Origin of the sequence: Hymenobacter sediminis, from assembly GCF_003231285.1 — a bacterium.
In the GTDB taxonomy this organism is placed as follows: domain Bacteria; phylum Bacteroidota; class Bacteroidia; order Cytophagales; family Hymenobacteraceae; genus Hymenobacter; species Hymenobacter sediminis.
In genome coordinates this window covers 122,706-139,984 of sequence record NZ_QKNS01000009.1, presented here as the reverse complement: position 1 = coordinate 139,984, position 17,279 = coordinate 122,706, and the positions used below count along the sequence as shown (strand labels likewise).

The window sequence follows — 17,279 nt, the reverse complement described above, 5'->3', positions numbered from 1 at the left end:
CAGAAGGATAGGCGTTTTGCTTATGCCTCCAACCCCTACTCTATTACGGCCTGCTTGCTGGCCGAGCGGCCGAAGCGGGTAGGGAAATACATGAGCTCGGCTTTGGCGGGATTAACAGTGTAGCGCCCGCGGTAGCGGGGCTGCAGGGCCACCCGAAACGTGTGGCGCCCTACTGGTAACACATCCATAAAAATACCCACCTGATGGCGCAGATACTCACGGTGCACCTCGAAGTAGTTACCTCCCGTTTTCTCACCGTAGGAGCAGCCAGCCGGAATGGGCACTTCCAGCAGCACGTAGCGCGCTTCGGCTTTCACGTCCACGGTTACTTCCAGCTCGGCGGGCTGCCCGGCCCGCAACCGCACCCGGCCTCCCTCCTGTCCGGCCAGCCGGCTACTGACCACAAAGGGGTTGGCCTGGGCGGCGGGGGTAGGGTTCCAGAAGGACTGATAGGCAGTAGCGTACACCGGCAAGCCGCCTTCCTTATGCAGCATTAAGGGCCCGGCCGTAGGGGGCAGCGTGGTTTCAAAGGGAAACGCCCGGACTTCCTGGTTGAGGGCGCCGCGTAGCTGGGCGCGGGCCATAAGCCCCCCACTGGCAGGCACCAGCAAATCGGGCACAATGGTTTCCAGAATCTGAGCTGCCTCAAAGGTACTGCTCCAGTGGCTGGCCGTGCGGCGCTGGTTCAGTAAATACGTTCGAATGCGCACCAGTTCTGCCTCGTGGCCGCCCTGGGTCCGCAGCAGTCGGTAGGCTAGCAGGGTGCTGCCTAGGCGCTCGGGCAGCAGGTAGCGGTAGTAGGAGCCGGCCCGAAGCGTATCGGCGTAGAAGGCTCCGCCTAGTTCGCTGCGGAGGCGAAAGCGCCGGAGGGTATCGAGCTGGTACGGCAGGTTGAGTTGCTGGCGCAGGGTAGTAAGGGCCAGGTAGCGGTCCAGGGGCTGGCGGCCTTTTTGTTCGCGCTCCAGGCGGCGGAGGTAGGTCGAAAAATCGGGGGTAGCGCCGAGGCGGTGCAGGGCCTGCAGCAGCCGAATCCGGTCGTCATCGGTGCGGAAGTACAGGGCATCGAGGCGCTGGCCGGTAGCGGAGCCATCCAGCGCCCGGCGTACAGCCGCATCAGCAAAGGCAATATCCAGCTGCTGAAGCAGGTAGCGCCGCAGGGCGTCCCGGTCGAGAGCTACTTTATAACCTTGCGCTTCAGCGGCCAGCAACGCTTCTACTACGTGCAGAGTAGCCCAGGGGCTCACCGGCGAGGTAGGCCAAGTACCCCACAGCCCCTGGGGCTGATGGCGGCCGCGCAGCAGGTGCCGGATCAGGCGCTCCACGTCCCGTCCGGCCTTGAATGGCTGCTGCAACGCCTGCCGGATGCGCTGCTCCAGCAGCAGGGTTTTCAGCTTGGAAGCGGCCTGCTCGTTGCAGAGGTAGGCGTAGCGCTGCACCCGCTGAATTTCCTCAAGCAAAGCTGGCAGCGGGTCGCTTTCCAGGCGCACGGTTACGGGGCCCAGCTCCGGCCGCACCGGCAGGGCTAAGGTAGTATCAGCGGCCGTGAGCACAACGAAAGTGCCGACCCGCTCGCGGGTGCCGGCGGGCAACACCGGAATCTGGCGCAGCTCCCCGTCCTGGTAGCCGTTGGGCTGCGTCAACCCAAAGCTGACGGCTACAGAATCGGCGGTGGTGGGGGCCGTGAACGTAAGCGTATCGAGCACGGAGGTAGCCACACGGCGCTGCTGGGTGCGCGCCGGCCCCTCGCCCACCCGGAAGCTGGTAGTCACCTGAGCGGTATCGGGGAGGTAGTTGAGGGTTTTGCCGATTACCTGAGGCCGGTCGCCTTGAATCAGAAAGCGCGGGGCCGCCAGCTCCCCCATCACAGCTTTAAAGGAGCGAAGCAATTGGGTAAAGGAGCCGGTGCGGGCGTGGTCGTCGGAAGCCAGCACGAACGTATCCCAGCCGGTGATGTCGTCGGGGATGATTACCTCGGTACGGGCCTGGCCTTGCCGGTCGGTTACGAGGGTAGGCCGCCACCAGCCCACATCGGAGAAGCGGCGGCGCAGGGCCAGGCGCGGGTCGCGGCCGGCCAGAGGCAAGCCATCCGGGCCCAGGGCTTCCTGGCTGCCGTTGAGGCCAGGGGCCGGCCGGCCCGGAATACCCTTTTTCGTGGTGATAATGACTACCCCATTGCTGGCCCGCGAACCGTACATGGCCATGGCCGAAGCCGCTTTCAACACGTCCATCTTGGCAATGTCATCCGGGCTCAGGTCCTCCAGCTTTCCGCTGAAAGGCAGCCCATCAACAATCAGCAACGGAGCACCACTACCAGTAGCGGTGCTGGCGCCCCGAATTCGAATTTGCGGACTACCCCCGGCATCTGTTGTAATGGTCACGCCGGCCACCTTGCCCTGCAGGGCAGTGCTGATGCTCGTAACGGCCCCAGTCACTTCTTTTCTGCTCCGCGTCGCCCCGTAGCCTACTACCACTACCTCGCTCAACTGCCTGGAATCGGCGCTCAGGGCAACAACCATATCAGAACCATCTACTGGCCGCTCCACGCTGATGTAGCCAATTGAAGACAGAACCAGCACACCACCCGTGGGCGGCACAGCCAGCTCGAAGCTGCCATCGGCGTTGGTGCTGATGCCGTGGGTAGTGCCTTTCAGCAGCACCGTCACGCCGGGCAGCCCCTCTCCGGTTTGCCGGTCTTCGATGCGGCCGCGCTGCACCCGCCAGCCGGGCTGCGGCACCACGGGCACCGCCACCGTTATTTCACGCCGCGACTCCCGTAGCTCCTGGGCTGGGGTGGCTGGATTGTGGGGCAGATTTTCCGTCACTAGTTGTCTTACCCGCCGGCGCAGCTGCTTGCTAAGCCGGCCCTCTGGTAGAAGGTCGGGGCGCTCCAACTGCACGTAGGTTGTGCCATCGGGCCACACCTGAATATCGGCGTTGGGAGCCAGCACCGAGCTATCGGCCAGCAGCAGCGCTACCCGGTAGCGGCCGGGCGCGAGGGCATGCAGGGGGGTAGGCAGGTAGCGCAGCAGCCGCGCAAACTTCATATTGGCAGGCTGAGTGATAAGCGTGTACAATACCTGAGGCAGCGGCTGGTGGGGCGGAGCTGGTGGCGCGGGCAGGCGCACGATTAAGCGACCCTGGCCCTTGGGGGTAGTGCTAGGGCTGAACAGCAGAGGCTCGCGCTGCGGGGCACGGTAGTAGTTAGTGGCAGGCTGAGGCCGAAGGTCGGCTTCGGTGTACGCGAAATCCTTAAGGGGCAACTCCAGGGGTAGGAAGGTGCGGGCCTCGGCCAGGTTGCCAAACGCCGAGCTTTCCACGCTACGCATCTTCAGCAAGCCCGGCGCGAAGGTATACCGGTACATGGGCTCCAGCAGAAACCGCCGACGTAACCCATCGGAGCGGCGCAGCAGCACCGAATCGGGTCGGAAAGGGCCACCCAGGTGCAGCAGGTCATTATCGGCGCGGTAGTGCATGGAGCGGGGCCGTGATGAGTACGGACGGTGGGGCACCCCCTCGCCCAGGGGCTGCAACCGGTTGCCCTGGCGCAATAACACTTGCTCGCCGGAAGCGCTGCGCTCCACCAACACCAGAAAGCGCTGCAGTTGCTCTTGCTCCTGCCGAGTTACTGCTCCCCGTTTTTCCACCGTCAGCTCGTGGCAGGGCTGGTGGGGGTCGATGCTGAGGGTAAGCTTGTGGAGGTGGCGCAACTGCACGTCGCGGAGGGTGACCAGGTGGGTGGGAGTACGAATGGCTACGGTGTGCCGGCCGCTGTCAGCTACCAGCGCAAAGGGCTCCTCGCGGTTCACCGCCGCTACGTACACGGGTACTCCATCCAGATATACCGCCACCGTGGGCTGCACCCTCCCCGAATCGACCACGAAGGGAGAAAGCTGAGTGAGGCCGCCCGGCGCCGGCTGGTATTCATGAAAGGTGCCGTATTCGGGGTAGAGAAACTGATAGAAACGCAGGGAATCGAGGCCCAACTGTCGCCGCCACGCGCCCCAGGGCAGAAGCTGACGTCCTTCGGGCGCGTCGCCCTCAAACCTCGCTCCTAGCGCAAACCGCCGCCGCGATACGCGCCCCATTACCGGGGGCTCAAAGCTGGGAACCGTGGGAGCATTGGAAGCGGAAAACTTGCTGGTGTAGGCGTAGGCGGTGAGGTCGGCGCCGGGCACGGGGCGGCCTTGGCCGTCGCGCACGGTGTAGCGCAGGGGCACCTTCTGGCCGGGGTACACCACGTCGGGCTGGTCGGCTTCTATCAGCAACTGGTGCTGCGGCAGGGGCACGTTGTACTCAGCCACCTGTAGTTCCCCGGCCCAGAAATAGTGCACCGATACGTACCAGGGCTCCGGGCTGGCGGCGGGGCGGGCTACCTGCAGGTTGGGCCCAAAGCCACGCTCCACCAACTCGTTGCCCCGGTAGAGGAAAAACCAGAACGCCAGCCGACGCGGGTTTTCCGCCATAATCCGGATGGAATCAGGGGTGCGCTCGGAGCGGATGAGCAGGCCCGAGTTGTCTGCGTTCAGGTTAAGGGTCGCTTCGTGGCCGGCGTCGTCGGTGAGGCGGTAGCGCGTAGCCCGCAGGTTTACCGGCTGGGCAAGGGGTAGTGTTATGGTGTCGCGGCGCAGAATGCGCATGCTACCCTGCCGCTCCGGGCCTTGCACCTCCAGCACGGCCCGCCGTGGCTGGCTTTTCTCTGCCGCTCCCGCATAACGAGCCACTATGGAATCTTGCCGCAGTTCCAGCTGTAGCTGCCCTGGGTCGAGGGCGTAGCCGACGAACGCCGTTTCAGTATGCCGCTCGTTGTCGCCGTTGAGGAAGGTAGCGTGTACCTTGTAGGTCAGGGCGGTGGCGGGCAGGGCGGTAGCAGGCAGGTTCAGGCGGGTTTCACCGGTAGCATCCAGGGGCTGAGCGCGGGTCCAGAGGGTATCGGGCACAAACACCTGCCGACCCGGAAACCGGCCTACGCTCTGGGGCGTCACGCTCAGGCGCACGCGGGCATCCAGCAGGTTCAGCTCGTTGGCGTCCTGGCCGCGCAAAAACATGGCCTGCGTGGTGCCGCGCCGGTGCTGGGTTTCGGCCGTGCGCAGGGTGTAGCGGGTGTTGCTGAGCTCGTAATCTTCCAGCCGGAAACTGGCCTCGCTGACCACGGCACCGGGGCGGCCCGGCTCCGTCAGCAATACACGCACCGTTTGGTCGAGGCGCAGGCCGAGGGTATCGGTCAGGGGTAGCGCGTACTCATAGGAACCGGGGCGCACCGGCTGCAGTGTCGCCACTTTCTTTCCCTCTGAGCCGTACCCTACCCCCAGACGGAGCTCCAACGGCTTGCGGTACGGCCGCCCCGATTGGGGGCGAAGGATACGCGCCTTCAGCCGAAGGGTGTCGGCGGAAGGCCGGTAGCGTGGTTTGCTCAGCACCATGTAGCCTACCCAGGTTTTCTGCCTCGATCTCTGGCCGCGTTGCTGCCGGCGCTCCTCCCGCACATCCTCGCTGAAAGCAGCCCGCACCAGCCCCACTACCCCCGTAGCCGAGCACGAAGCGCACCGCAGCTGCCGCACAAGGCTTTGCACAGGCCGGCCCAGGTACCCCAGCGGAAAGCCAAACGCCACCCGGTGCAGCACTCGGCGCCAGGCAAGGGGGTAGCGCTGGTGCCCCCCGCGGCGGCTCGGGAACGTCTGGTCCAGGGTATGAAATGTGGTGCGCCCACCCTGAGTCACGGCCAGCAACCCAGGCCGCGCGGCTTTTCCGGGCAAACGGTAGGCCTGCAGCTTCTCGTCGAAGGGGAGCGCGCGGCCCGACGGCAGCATTACCCGGGCGTCGGGCAGCAGCCGGCCCAGAGAGTCGCGCACGAGTACCGTCAGATCTACCTGGTTATCCAGAAGGGTAAGCTGGCGGTCCGTGACGGCCTGCAGCCAGTACACCAGCTGCGGACCTTCGGTGCGGGCTAGCAGGTAGTAACCCACGGGCAAAGGCCGGGCACGCCGGGGCTCATCAGTAGGAAAAGAATCAAGGGGCTGGGAAAAAAAATCTGGCCGAACGGCCCCCATTCCCTGCTCATATATGCGCCGCGTTTGGGCATCGGTGAGCTGAAATATTTTGGTAAGGTAGCTGCGCGACCGGGCACTAGCCAGCCGCTGCTGAGCCGATGAAAACAGCGGTATTCCAATGATACCGAACAAGATACAGAGCAAGCGTAAGGATTGAAACATAGGCCGGGTAGAGTATTATTTCTACCAGCCAGATGCCACGGCTCAACTGATTCCACAATCCAAGCCCGACTTTTTTTGCGTAAGCCCCGTATTCTGGCCGAATAGTTGCCATGCGCTATCTACTTTTGCCTCCCCTCTATCGCAATTTTCTCCTTTTTATATGCCAAGACTTTTTCTCCTTCTTTGGCTGATGCTGATGGCATTGGTTGATGTTAGCCCAGCTCTGGGCCAGGGTGGCCCGGCAGCCCGGGCCAAAATGCGCGGTAAAACCTACGTGCACCGCCCTAACTACCGCACCTACAGAGGCGGCGGCCGCAGAGCCCGCAAGAAGCGGACGGCCCGCTACCGGCAGCGGTGGTATCAGATCTGGCGGAAGCGTAAGAGAACAACCACTCCGGCGCCCAAACAGCCTTCGCGCAACCAGACCATAGGGGGAAGCTAGTCTTCGTCTTGATTTGAATTACCTATTCCCGGCCTTTCGTGTGTAGCGCATACGGAAGGCCGTTTTTTTTGCCTTCTGCGGCATCCGAATGGCATGCAACCCCGACAGCGTACAATTTTTCAGGTAGGGTTGAGTTATACCTCCGTACTTAACTTGCTTGGCCTATGACCCGAATCGTGCTTTTGTTGGTTGCGCTGTTGATGATTGGCGTAGCCGAACCCGTGGATGCTGCCCGCCCTACCCGCTACGCCCGAGCCAAGATGCGCGGCAAAGTATACACCCACCGCCCCTTCTATAAACGCTATAAGGGCCATAAAAAGAGCAAGAAGCGGCTTTCCCTATTCAAGCAGAAGTCGCGCAGCCGTTCTACTTACAAAGTAGGTCACCACTCTACCCGGTAATTCGGGCCAAACCCCAAGCCTGCCGTAGGCCTAAACAAATGGGCATACGGCAGGCTAGTAAGGCAAACAGCAAACCACGCCAAGCTACCCTGTTAGCAGGCAGCGCAGGAACAAGGGTAGTCTGAGTAACCCTGAGCAGAAAGATGATCATTAGGTGCAGCACTGAGCTGCCGTTGAGCAGAATGACGGCGGGAAACCGGGCGGGCACCAGGTAGCACCATTAGGGTACGGCTGTCGGAAAAATAGCCATCCGTGTATATTTGGCCGGCTCGCAGAGCGCACCGTGTTCTTTCTGCATTCTGACTTTTGAATAAAACCCTGCTTTTACTGCTTCTTGCGTTAGGTGTCGGGGGTTGCTCCTCGCCTGCTGAAAACCCCGTTAAGCAACCTGCCGCAGCCCAAACCGCACCTAAAGCAGCTCTCCCGCCCCCCGCACTTGCCGCTGATACCCTGGCTACCCTCACCTGGGAAAGCGAAATTTGCCTGCACACGGGCCGCTACAACCCTAAGCGCTATACGGCGGCTCAACTGCTGGGTACCTGGGAAGTGCTGGAGCACAGCGCCACCCTGAACTATCATGCCATCACCTTTACTCCGGCTGATATTGATCAGTTAAGCCTCGACTCGCTTGAGGCTGATTATACCAAGCTGCACCTGCGCTACCAGCAGCTACAAGTGGTGCCGCAGCCGGTGTGGCAGCAGCTCAAGCAAGCCCGGTTGCGCGAGTTGGAAAGCGAGTACAAAGCCAAGAAGCTCCTGATTCAGGCCTATACTACCCCAGAGCTGCTGCTTACTGCCCCCTACCCAGGTGCATGCACCCAATACGTGCGTAGCTTGGCCGCTCACAACGACAGCCTCATCCGCCGCGATTGGGAGCAGTTGCTTCGGCGGGAAGCCAAGCGCAACAGTGTGCCGGAAAGCCTAATGGCCCGCTTCCGCGAGCAGCTCAACAGCCCCGACTGGTACCACTACGCCCAAGTAGATCTGCTGAACACGGGGTGGTGGAACTGCGTCAATCAGGCCCTACCCCAGACGGAGCCCACCACGCGCATGCGCCAGCAGTATGAGCAGCTATTCAGCCAGATACGGTCAGAGTGTGAGGATGGGGATTAGGCAGTAGCCAAAAATTGGTTGTCTTAAAAAAGACGGTGCTAAGCCTCGCAAGGCATTCTTACCTGCTTCGTGAGGTAAGCCTTCAGCATTAGCAAAAGGGATAGATGCTTCGCGGAGCGCAACATAACGGTTGTTTTGTTCGGGTGAAACGCTCAATTACCCCGCAACTTCTGCTACCTTATCCGCCCGATTCAACCGTCTGTTTCTATGCTTCTCTCCCGCCTGCTCCCCGCCAGCCTGCTGCTGGGCCTAACAACCCTAGCCGCCTGCCAGTCACAAACGGCCACTACCACCTCTGCCGCGCCAACTGCCACCACCGACATTACTCCGGGAGCCCAGGCTCCTACCCTCGCTGACGCCATTAGCGCCGCTACTATTGGCCGCTACCTGCAGGCGGTGTCGGCAGACGAGATGATGGGGCGCAAGCCGTTTACCGTGGGCGAGGAGCGCAGCACCCAGTACTTGGCCGATGAGTTCAAACGGCTGGGTCTGCAGCCCGGCCCCGAGGGCTCGTACTTTCAGCCAGTGCCCTTGGTAGAAATTACCGGCACGCCCGCGCCTACCCTTCAAATCAAGGGCAAAGGTAAGCCCCTGAGCTTTCAGTATAAAACCGACTTCGTAAGTTTCACTCAGCGCGAGCAGCCGCAAGTAAGCGTTTCGAACTCGCCGCTGGTATTTGCCGGCTACGGAGTGGTGGCCCCCGAGTACGGCTGGGACGACTATCGGGGCCTCGATGTGAAAGGCAAAACGGTGGTGGTGCTGGTGAATGACCCCGGCAACGCCGGCCAGGATACTACCCTGTTCAAGGGCAAGGCCATGACCTACTACGGCCGCTGGACCTACAAATACGAAGAAGCTGCCCGCCACGGCGCGGCCGGTGTGCTCATTGTGCACGATACCAAGCCGGCGGCCTACCCCTGGTCAGTGGTGCTAAGCGGGGCCATCAGCCCCAAGCTGCGCGCTCAAACTGCCAATAAAGGCGCCGACAAGTGCGCCCTGGAAGGCTGGCTGACCCTGGACGCGGCCAAGAAGCTGTTCCAGGCGGCCGGCCTCAGTTACGACCAGCTCTACACCGCTGCGAATACCCGCGGCTTCCGGCCCCGACCTTTGGGCGGGCTTACCCTCTCGGGCAGTATCCAGAACAAGCTGCGCCGCCAGACCTCGCGCAACGTGCTGGCCGTGCTTCCCGGCACCACCCGCCCCAATGAATACATCATTTACTCGGCTCACTGGGACCATTTTGGGGTTGGCAAAGCCATTGCCGGCGACTCTATCTATAACGGAGCCGTGGACGACGGCACTGGCCTGGCCGCCCTGCTCAGCATTGCCGAGGCCTTCCAGAAAGCTCCTCAAAAGCCGGAGCGCAGCATTGTATTTCTGGCCGTGACGGCTGAGGAGCAGGGCCTGCTGGGCTCGGCCTACTATGCCCAGCACCCGCCCTACCCCCTCAACAAAACCGTAGCCGACCTGAACATGGACATGCTCTGGCCCTACGGACAGATGAAGGACCTCACGGTTATCGGCTATGGCCAATCGGAGCTGGAGGACTACGCCCGCGCCGCGGCTCGGGAGCAGGACCGCTACATCCTCCCCGATCAGCAGCCCGAAACCGGTATGTTCTACCGCTCCGACCACTTCAACTTTGCCCATGTAGGCGTCCCCTCGCTCTACGCCAGCGGCGGCTTCGAGAGCCGCAGCCGCGGCAAGGACTACATTGCCCAGCAGCGCCAGAACTACACCACCAACATGTACCACAAGCCCGCCGACCAGTTTGACCCCAGCTGGGACCTCTCGGGCATCGCCCAGGACGCCCAACTCTACTTCCGCGTGGGCCAACGCCTGGCCGCCGAAACCAGCTTCCCACAGTGGCGCGCCGGCTCCGAGTTCAAAGGCGCGCGGGATAAGAGTATGGGCGGGCAGTAGCGTACAGCTGAGAGGTCTTACGTTGTTAACTCACCCAACGGCCACTGTGCCAAAAGTCTGTTGCCTAATCGGTTTTCTGCTCCTGTTTGCTGCTTGCGGCAGGCAGGAGCCTACAGGTTCAGTTAAATTGACTGATTTTCCTCAATGCTATGCCTATGATTCAGAAGATGACACCATTTATCTGCACATTATCACGCTGCATCCGTCTGTAACAGGGCGCATTACCTTCAACGCCGAACAACGTGAAAGCGGCCCCATAAGCGGTGTAGTGCACGGGGACACCCTACTAGCTGACTGGCAGCTTGAATATAATGGCAAACCTAGTTCCATTGCCGCACCAGTTGCCTTTCTGCGCACCGATAAGGGCTTTCTTCAAGGATTTGGCGATATAAAAGAGCAGAATGGTATGTTCAGCTTCAAAGACAGGTCAGCCATTCGCTTCGATACAACACGCATTCTTCAGCCAGCTTATTGCCCCCAATGAATTCAACGGGCACTGCCTCCAAAGGTGTATGCAGGAGTAAAGCACTGCTCGTACCTCCAGGTTTCTTCCCACTGTTTAGAGCCCTGAGTACTCGGTTGGGCGCAGAAACATAATGTCAATGTGCGAGACGTTGTTCTGGTACTCGGGCAGGCCGGATAGTGTCTTCCACTCGGGGTCGTTGCCGAAGGCTTTCCAGTGGGCCTCCCGGGCTTGCATGCTGGCGAAAGAGGTCATGTACATCAGGTTCGGCATTTTGGAGCCTAAGAGCACTTCCCCGTAGAAAATAGCATTGAAGCCCAGCCGTGAGAATAGCTTGATTTCTCCGCCGGCGTTAAACATCTGCACTTTGTTGCGGAAGATCTTTTCGCTGGCTCCCTCATAGCTGCGCAGTTCATACACTCGCTGGTTTTTGGGCGCGTCGAGCTGCGGGGCTGCCAAGCTCGTCATTTGCTCAAAAGGCTTCATAAAAACCGTTTCTAGCCGGCTATACGCCGGAGTATTGTGGGCTGCAGTCACGTAGGCGCCCCCGGTGGCTAGCAGTTTCGCGGTGGTTTCCTGGCTTATTTTCTCCCACTGCTTCAAGGATTTGTACGGGGTCAACACATAGATTCTTCTATCAGCGGCCGTATCGTTGCCAAGGGGTTTGAACACGCCAATGGTGGTAATGCCGGCTGCGCGCAGTACCGGCATGTAGTGGTGCTGTAGGAAACTATCAATCACGGCCTCCTGCCGGCTGGTTTTGAGGTGGTATACCTTCAGTTCCAGGTAGGCGGGCCGCGCCGCCAGGGCAGTAGCGGCAGCCTTCTCCCTACCTATCCCGAAGGCAAGGAGAATTATAGAAAGCAAAAACTGAAGCTGTTTCATAGACGAGAGGAATAGAAAGGGCTGAATTAGCACATCAAGTAAGCATAAACCTAGCTCTTACAACCATGAGCCCACAGCATCGCCTTCTAGACTCAGCAACTTAAGCACGCACTGCTGCGCTTACCGCAGCGCCCCCCGGCTATGAAGCATTTGGTATACTTCCCCCAACATAACTCCTGACGTGCTCATCAGTGGTAGTGACAACTAAGGTAGTGGCCCCGCTGAAATGGGTGAAACACAGTCAGGAGAAGCCAGTAGATTAAGCCCTACCCCCTGTTCCCGCTAAACCCCTCTGGAAGGTAGGCTTCCTACCTTCTATATTCCCGTCACCCGAAATTCAACCCGGCGGTTAAGCTGGCGGGTAGCTTCCCGGTCGTTGCTGGCGCGCGGCTCGGCCCCACCCAAGCCCAGCCCGGTAATGCGGCTTTCGGCTATGCCGTGGCGCACGAGGTAGGACTTTACAGTAGCTACCCGCCGCTCACTGAGCTGCACGTTCTTCTCAGCAGAGCCCACATTGTCGGTGTGGCCGCGCAGTTCAATGGTCAGAGTTGGGGTTTCCGTGAGCAGTTTCAAGAGCCGCCGCAGAGCTGGGTAAGATGACGTAAACAGCCGGGCGCTGCCCTGCTCAAACCGTACCTTGTCGAGCCGCAGCGTGGTACCAACGGAAAGAGGCTGAACTAAGATATCCTGCACGTAAGGCCCCGGCAGAGCAGTATAAGCGCTATCGAGGGGTAGGTAACCGGCCAACTGAACATGCGCCGTGGCGGCCCGGCCCGGCTCTACCAGAAACGAAAACTCTCCCTGCGGAGAAAGCGCCACCGTGGTTTCGGCCCCGGCCGGGCCGAGGCGCAGCTTAGCCTGCGGCAGCGGCTGAAACGTAACAGCATCGAGCAGGCGGCCCCGCCACAAGCCAGTAGTCGGCACGGGGGGCGGGGCTGGCACGGGGGCGGCTGCCGCGGCTACTGGCTCGCGTGGCAATACGGTGCAACCCGCCAAATCCGTGTACACTCCCCGGCGTACCAGTTCCGCCTCTCCCCGACTCATATCTACCCGATATAGTGCCTTGGGACCGGCCATATACAGCCATCGGCGGCCCGCTTCATCCGTTTGCAGCAACAGGTCGCTGTACCCTCCACGCTCGGGTAGCCCCGAGAAAGTAGTAAGGGTAGCTGCAGGACGGCGGTTGCTCAGGTCGACTTGCATCACGGAGCCATCGGTGCTGTACACCTGGTAGAGCGTACGCGCATCGCCGAGACAGAAATTGCCGTGCGAACCCGCCCCCGGAAATCCAATGGTCGGGTAGAAAGGTGCTTGGCGCATGGGGTCGGCAGTCCAGAGCAGGGTTACCGAGCCATCGGCCGGGTTTATTTTCACGAGCTTGCCCGCGTCGGAAGTCATGAAATATAGATGGCCCTGCTCATCGGTGGCCGCCGAAATCCAGACGTTTTCGGAGCCCTGGGGGGGTAGGCGCCAGGTGGTGTACTCGCCCTGCTCCGTGGCCGGGTTGTAGCGGTACACCCGTTCAGGGGCATCCGTGGGTGCCTTAGTTACAGCATACAGGCAGTTATCGAAGCCCTTGGCCAGGGCATAGGACTGAAACGGCAGCACCCGCCAGTGTATTTTGGGGCGCGCCGTGAGGTCAGCGGCTGAAAACTCGTGTATGGTCTGGCAGTCGTCTTCCCAAATGTCATTGTCAGAGCGCAGCGCCGCTATTCCATAAATTTTGTTGTCGCACTGCGGCGCGGCCGGCACTTGGCGGCTGGGGGTAGGTGCAATAAAGCGAAATGATGCAACTAACTGCTCTGCTTCCGCCAGGTAGCGCGCATCGAGGAAGGCCGGAGCCTGATACTCTACCTGAAACTCTGTGCCATTGGAGTAGAGGCGGCGGCCCACTACCTGGGTGCGAAGCGCCAGGGCTGCCCCGGCCGCGTAGCTATACTGGTACTCTACCTGCTCGTAGCGCCCGGCGTTCTGCTGGGCCAGACGCAGCACCTGCACCTGCGGCCGCCGCCGGATAGCCTGCCACACGGAGTCTACCAAGCTGGTAGCCGCCGGGCCCGATAGTTTTTTTTGCTCGTTAGGCAAGGAGCGGCTAGTGATAGTGACTACGGCTCGTTCCGTGGCTTCACCGGCGTAAAAAGCTACCTGATAGCCGCCATTGCCAAGAGTTTGGTGCCAGGTACTGGGGTAGGCAAGCTGGTAATGCGCCGTGGTATCAGTGAACGTCCGCAGAGCCGCAGGCTCCTGGGCGTAAAGCTTCAGCCAGCATATCGCCAGTGCCAGCGTCAGCAAAACCTTCATAGGCAAGATAGTGAGCGAAGTAAATGGATTTTAAAGGTAGAAAAGCCTTTGTTTTCATTCTCCATTTTAGTGGTTATCTACTGATAGAAACTACCTATAATCCTATTTAACTCTCTTTCACCTGGCAACGACGCTGTAGCTTCGGAAGTATAAGGTGCTGCATTGAAACTAACTAGAAGCTAAAACTTCAGGTTTTTCAGGGTTTAGGGTTTCACCACTATAGTAAGGGTAGCAACGGAAACTACTATACCTCTTGCCATACCTATCCTACTGTATCTGCAGGCAACTATAGAAAGCTTCTTATGTAATATTCTATTCTTTACTCATTTGAACAACATAGTGAAATCTATAAGCTTAACCGTATTTATACATTTGAGTATGATAAATCTTACTGTATTCGACTCGTTTTTTTATCGATAATTTGCAACTAACACACTGCTTATCAATATACAAAACAAATGTTTAAGCCATACAATGTGCACTTACCATTTGTTTTAATAAAACCATCCTACAGAAAGCTGACTAGCCTTTTAGCCTAGCGAGAAAATCAATAAGCATATAATCATCCCCATGATTTTTCAGGGCCTAAAATCTCAGCGTCCTACCTGGGCTGATTTCATATCTTTGTAACGTTAAAAAACGGCCTCTCTTCTTTTTCGCTTTTAACTTCTCTTATGAAGAAATTTTTCCTCCTCTTTGCCCTCCTGTTGGGCACCCTGGCAGCTTCGGCTCAATACATGCCGGGCAAGCCTCGTAAGAAATATACTATTCCGAAGAAGGACGAAGAGAGCCCCTACGTACTCAACGTAACCAAGAACACTGACGAGGACGCCGAGGTAGATGCCTGCGTTACGCGCGTGGCGTACCGCCCCTACTCTGAGCTGCTCACTGAAATCAACGAGCTCAAACGCATGAATAACTGGGCCGACACAACGTATCAGCGCCGGTTTCAGCAGTTGCCTGCTGGCGGTCAGCTAACCGTAACGATGTATCGCCGCGGGGCCCAGAACGCTGATCCGGCCTACCTCAGTTTGGTAGCTAAAACCAAAGACGGCAAGGAAGTAATGAACCTGCAGGAGCTGCCCGCCGGCCAGGGCCGGTTCTGGAACCGCGACCTGTACATGAGCAAGCGTTCCGTGCCATTTGCTACGTCAGAGGCTCCCCGGGACATCTTCCTGACGATCAATGATGCGAAAACCAAACAAAACTTCGAGTACATCATCAAGGCTCAGTAGCCGCTGTTGATTTTCCTCTATTAGCAGTAAGGCCCGCTACTTCAGGAGTAGCGGGCCTTACTGCTAGAGAGAAGCTAGGCTATTTCCGCCGGAGCTGAGCCCATTGCACGGCCACCAACGTTTTAGCATCCATAAACTTTACCTGACCAAGCTCTTCTGGCCGGTAGAATACTGCTTCAATTTTCTCATTTTCCTCGGCCAGGCCGCCACCTTGGCCCGACTGTAGGCTTACTTCGGCATAGAACACGGTAATAACTTCCGCGCTGGTTCCGGGCGAGGGGTACAAGCGGGCAATCTGCTCTAGATAATCCACGTCGAAGCCAAGCTCTTCTTGAATTTCGCGCCGAATAGCTTCTTCTGGCTCCTCATTGCCATCTACCATGCCCGCGGCAATTTCCACCAAATCGCCTTCAGGGCCAATGCGGTACTGACGGGTGAAGATGTATTGACGCGTTTGGGTATTATATACCAAGGCTGCTACGGCCGTACCCGGCTCAAACCGTTCCCGGACTAACTGGGTGTCGCCATCCTGTACCTGCAGAATGCTAAGCTTATAATGGCCGTCGTAGGCAAGTTTCTGGTCGGTGATGCGCATAAAGCAGAAAGAAATATCAGATGTTGGGCTGAAAAGTAAACGGATTTAGCGGGCATTAGTGTTATAGAAAAATTATAGCGCCTTTCTGAGCCCTGGCGCCCCTATCTGAGGCACACTACGCCCCAGTTTCACGCTGAGCGCGCGCATCCGTATAAAATCTGCGACCTTTGCGGGCTCATTATATCCCGTGCCATTCTCGCTGCCAATGCGCAGCCGCTTTTTCCCCTTGATGTCGTTCGACGAACTAAACCTGATTGACCCCATCCTGAGCGCTCTGCGCGAGGAAGGGTACACTACCCCCACTCCTATTCAGCAGCAGGCTATTCCGCAGGTGCTGGAAGGCCACGATCTGCTGGGCATTGCTCAAACCGGTACCGGTAAAACAGCTGCCTTTACGGTTCCTATTCTACAGATTCTGCACCAGACAGCCCAGGTAGAGCGCCACGCGCCCGGCCGTATCCGCTGCCTTGTGCTTACTCCTACCCGGGAGCTAGCCATCCAGATTGGGGAAAGCTTCGCCGCCTACGGCCGCCATCTGCCCAAGCTTCGCTCTACCGTCATCTTTGGCGGAGTGGGCCAGCATCCGCAGGTGCAGGCTCTTAAGCGGGGCGTAGAAGTGCTGATTGCTACCCCCGGCCGTCTGCTTGACCTGATGAACCAGGGCTTCATTGACCTGCGCAACATTGATATTTTTGTGCTTGATGAGGCTGACCGCATGCTCGACATGGGTTTCATCCATGACATCAAGCGGATTCTGCCCAAACTGCCTGCCCGCCGGCAAACCCTGTTCTTCTCGGCCACCATGCCGGGCCAGATTCAGGAGTTGGCCAACAGTATTCTGCGTCCCAACCCGGTGAAAGTGACGGTTACGCCTGTATCGAGCACGGCTGATACGGTAACTCAGGCCGTGTACATGGTGGAAAAAACCGACAAGCCGGCCCTGCTGGAGCATGTGCTGCAGGATCAGAACATCCGCCGCGTACTGGTCTTTACGCGCACTAAGCACGGTGCCGATAAAGTAGTGCGGACCCTAGCCAAAGCTGAAATTTCGGCAGAGGCCATCCACGGCAACAAGTCGCAGAACCACCGCCAGCGGGCCCTAAGCAATTTCAAAGCCGGGACTACCCGCGTGCTGGTAGCCACCGACATTGCCGCCCGGGGTATCGACGTAGATGAACTGACCCACGTTATTAACTACGAAATCCCGAACGAGCCGGAAACCTACGTGCACCGTATTGGCCGCACCGGCCGCGCCGGCGCCAATGGCACGGCTCTGTCCTTCTGCGACGAGGAAGAGCGCGCCTACCTCCAGGACATTCAGAAACTGATTCGTCGGCAAATTCCGGTGGTGCAGGGTCACCCCTACACCTCTTCGCTAGTAGCGCCCGTTCCACTTTCCGGCGGCGCGCCCATCAAACGCCCGAAAGGCCCGGCTGGCCGGCCACCTCGTCCGGGCCGAGGCCCGCAGGCCGGTGGCCAAGCTCGCCCGGAAGGTGGGAATCGGCAGCCAAACCGGGGTGCTGAACGGTCCGGCTCACACGCTCCTCGTCCCAGCCATGCGCAGGCAAGCTCCCGCCCAGAAGGCGGCGCTGAAGGTGCGGGCCGCAACGGGCAACGACGGTCGCGGGGCAACAACAGTGGCCGCAACCGCTAGTCTAGGCTGTTTTTTTCTGACCTAGGCCTCTGCCATCAAGCGTCAGCCCTGCATTCAT

General features: G+C 59.3%; 11 protein-coding genes. 7 read left to right on the top strand and 4 right to left on the bottom strand.

Annotation, left to right across the window (positions count from 1 at the left end):
• Positions 1-35: 35 nt before the first annotated feature.
• A complete protein-coding gene (locus DNI29_RS21045) occupies positions 36-6,209 on the bottom strand; it encodes a TonB-dependent receptor plug domain-containing protein (RefSeq protein WP_110980117.1) in 6,174 nt (2,057 codons plus the stop codon).
• Between the two features lie 160 nt (positions 6,210-6,369).
• Here DNI29_RS21045 and DNI29_RS21040 point away from each other — a divergent pair, with 160 nt between their 5' ends.
• The 5 genes from DNI29_RS21040 (at position 6,370) to DNI29_RS21020 (ending at position 10,572) form a co-directional block, all read left to right on the top strand.
• A complete protein-coding gene (locus tag DNI29_RS21040; RefSeq protein WP_123823354.1) occupies positions 6,370-6,651 on the top strand; it encodes a hypothetical protein in 282 nt (93 codons plus the stop codon).
• Positions 6,652-6,815: 164 nt separating this feature from the next.
• Positions 6,816-7,052 (top strand): hypothetical protein, encoded by a 237-nt coding sequence (locus DNI29_RS21035; RefSeq protein WP_110980115.1) that lies wholly within the window; start codon positions 6,816-6,818, stop codon positions 7,050-7,052.
• Between the two features lie 306 nt (positions 7,053-7,358).
• Complete coding sequence (locus DNI29_RS21030; protein WP_110980114.1) at positions 7,359-8,165, top strand: hypothetical protein; 807 nt, start codon at positions 7,359-7,361, stop codon at positions 8,163-8,165.
• A gap of 207 nt (positions 8,166-8,372) precedes the next feature.
• Positions 8,373-10,088 (top strand): M28 family metallopeptidase, encoded by a 1,716-nt coding sequence (locus tag DNI29_RS21025; RefSeq protein ID WP_110980113.1) that lies wholly within the window; start codon positions 8,373-8,375, stop codon positions 10,086-10,088.
• 46 nt (positions 10,089-10,134) lie between these two features.
• Complete coding sequence (locus tag DNI29_RS21020) at positions 10,135-10,572, top strand: hypothetical protein (RefSeq protein ID WP_123823353.1); 438 nt, start codon at positions 10,135-10,137, stop codon at positions 10,570-10,572.
• A 75-nt stretch (positions 10,573-10,647) separates the two neighbouring features.
• Here DNI29_RS21020 and DNI29_RS21015 read toward each other — a convergent pair whose 3' ends face one another.
• Positions 10,648-11,436: an NIPSNAP family protein gene (locus DNI29_RS21015; RefSeq protein WP_110980111.1), complete on the bottom strand. Its 789-nt coding sequence runs from the start codon at positions 11,434-11,436 to the stop codon at positions 10,648-10,650.
• A 315-nt stretch (positions 11,437-11,751) separates the two neighbouring features.
• The gene (locus DNI29_RS21010) at positions 11,752-13,737 is read right to left on the bottom strand and encodes an OmpA family protein (RefSeq protein ID WP_110980110.1); all 1,986 of its coding nucleotides are present in this window, start codon (positions 13,735-13,737) and stop codon (positions 11,752-11,754) included.
• A 674-nt stretch (positions 13,738-14,411) separates the two neighbouring features.
• Here DNI29_RS21010 and DNI29_RS21005 point away from each other — a divergent pair.
• Entirely contained in the window at positions 14,412-14,972 is a 561-nt protein-coding gene (locus tag DNI29_RS21005; protein ID WP_110980109.1) for a hypothetical protein, read from the top strand.
• Positions 14,973-15,051: 79 nt separating this feature from the next.
• Here the strand turns inward: DNI29_RS21005 and DNI29_RS21000 are convergent, their stop codons facing one another.
• Positions 15,052-15,567, bottom strand: a complete 516-nt coding sequence (locus DNI29_RS21000) for an NUDIX domain-containing protein (RefSeq protein WP_110980108.1) — start codon at positions 15,565-15,567, stop codon at positions 15,052-15,054.
• A 229-nt stretch (positions 15,568-15,796) separates the two neighbouring features.
• Here DNI29_RS21000 and DNI29_RS20995 point away from each other — a divergent pair, with 229 nt between their 5' ends.
• Positions 15,797-17,221 (top strand): DEAD/DEAH box helicase, encoded by a 1,425-nt coding sequence (locus DNI29_RS20995; RefSeq protein WP_110980215.1) that lies wholly within the window; start codon positions 15,797-15,799, stop codon positions 17,219-17,221.
• The last annotated feature ends 58 nt before the right edge of the window (positions 17,222-17,279 follow it).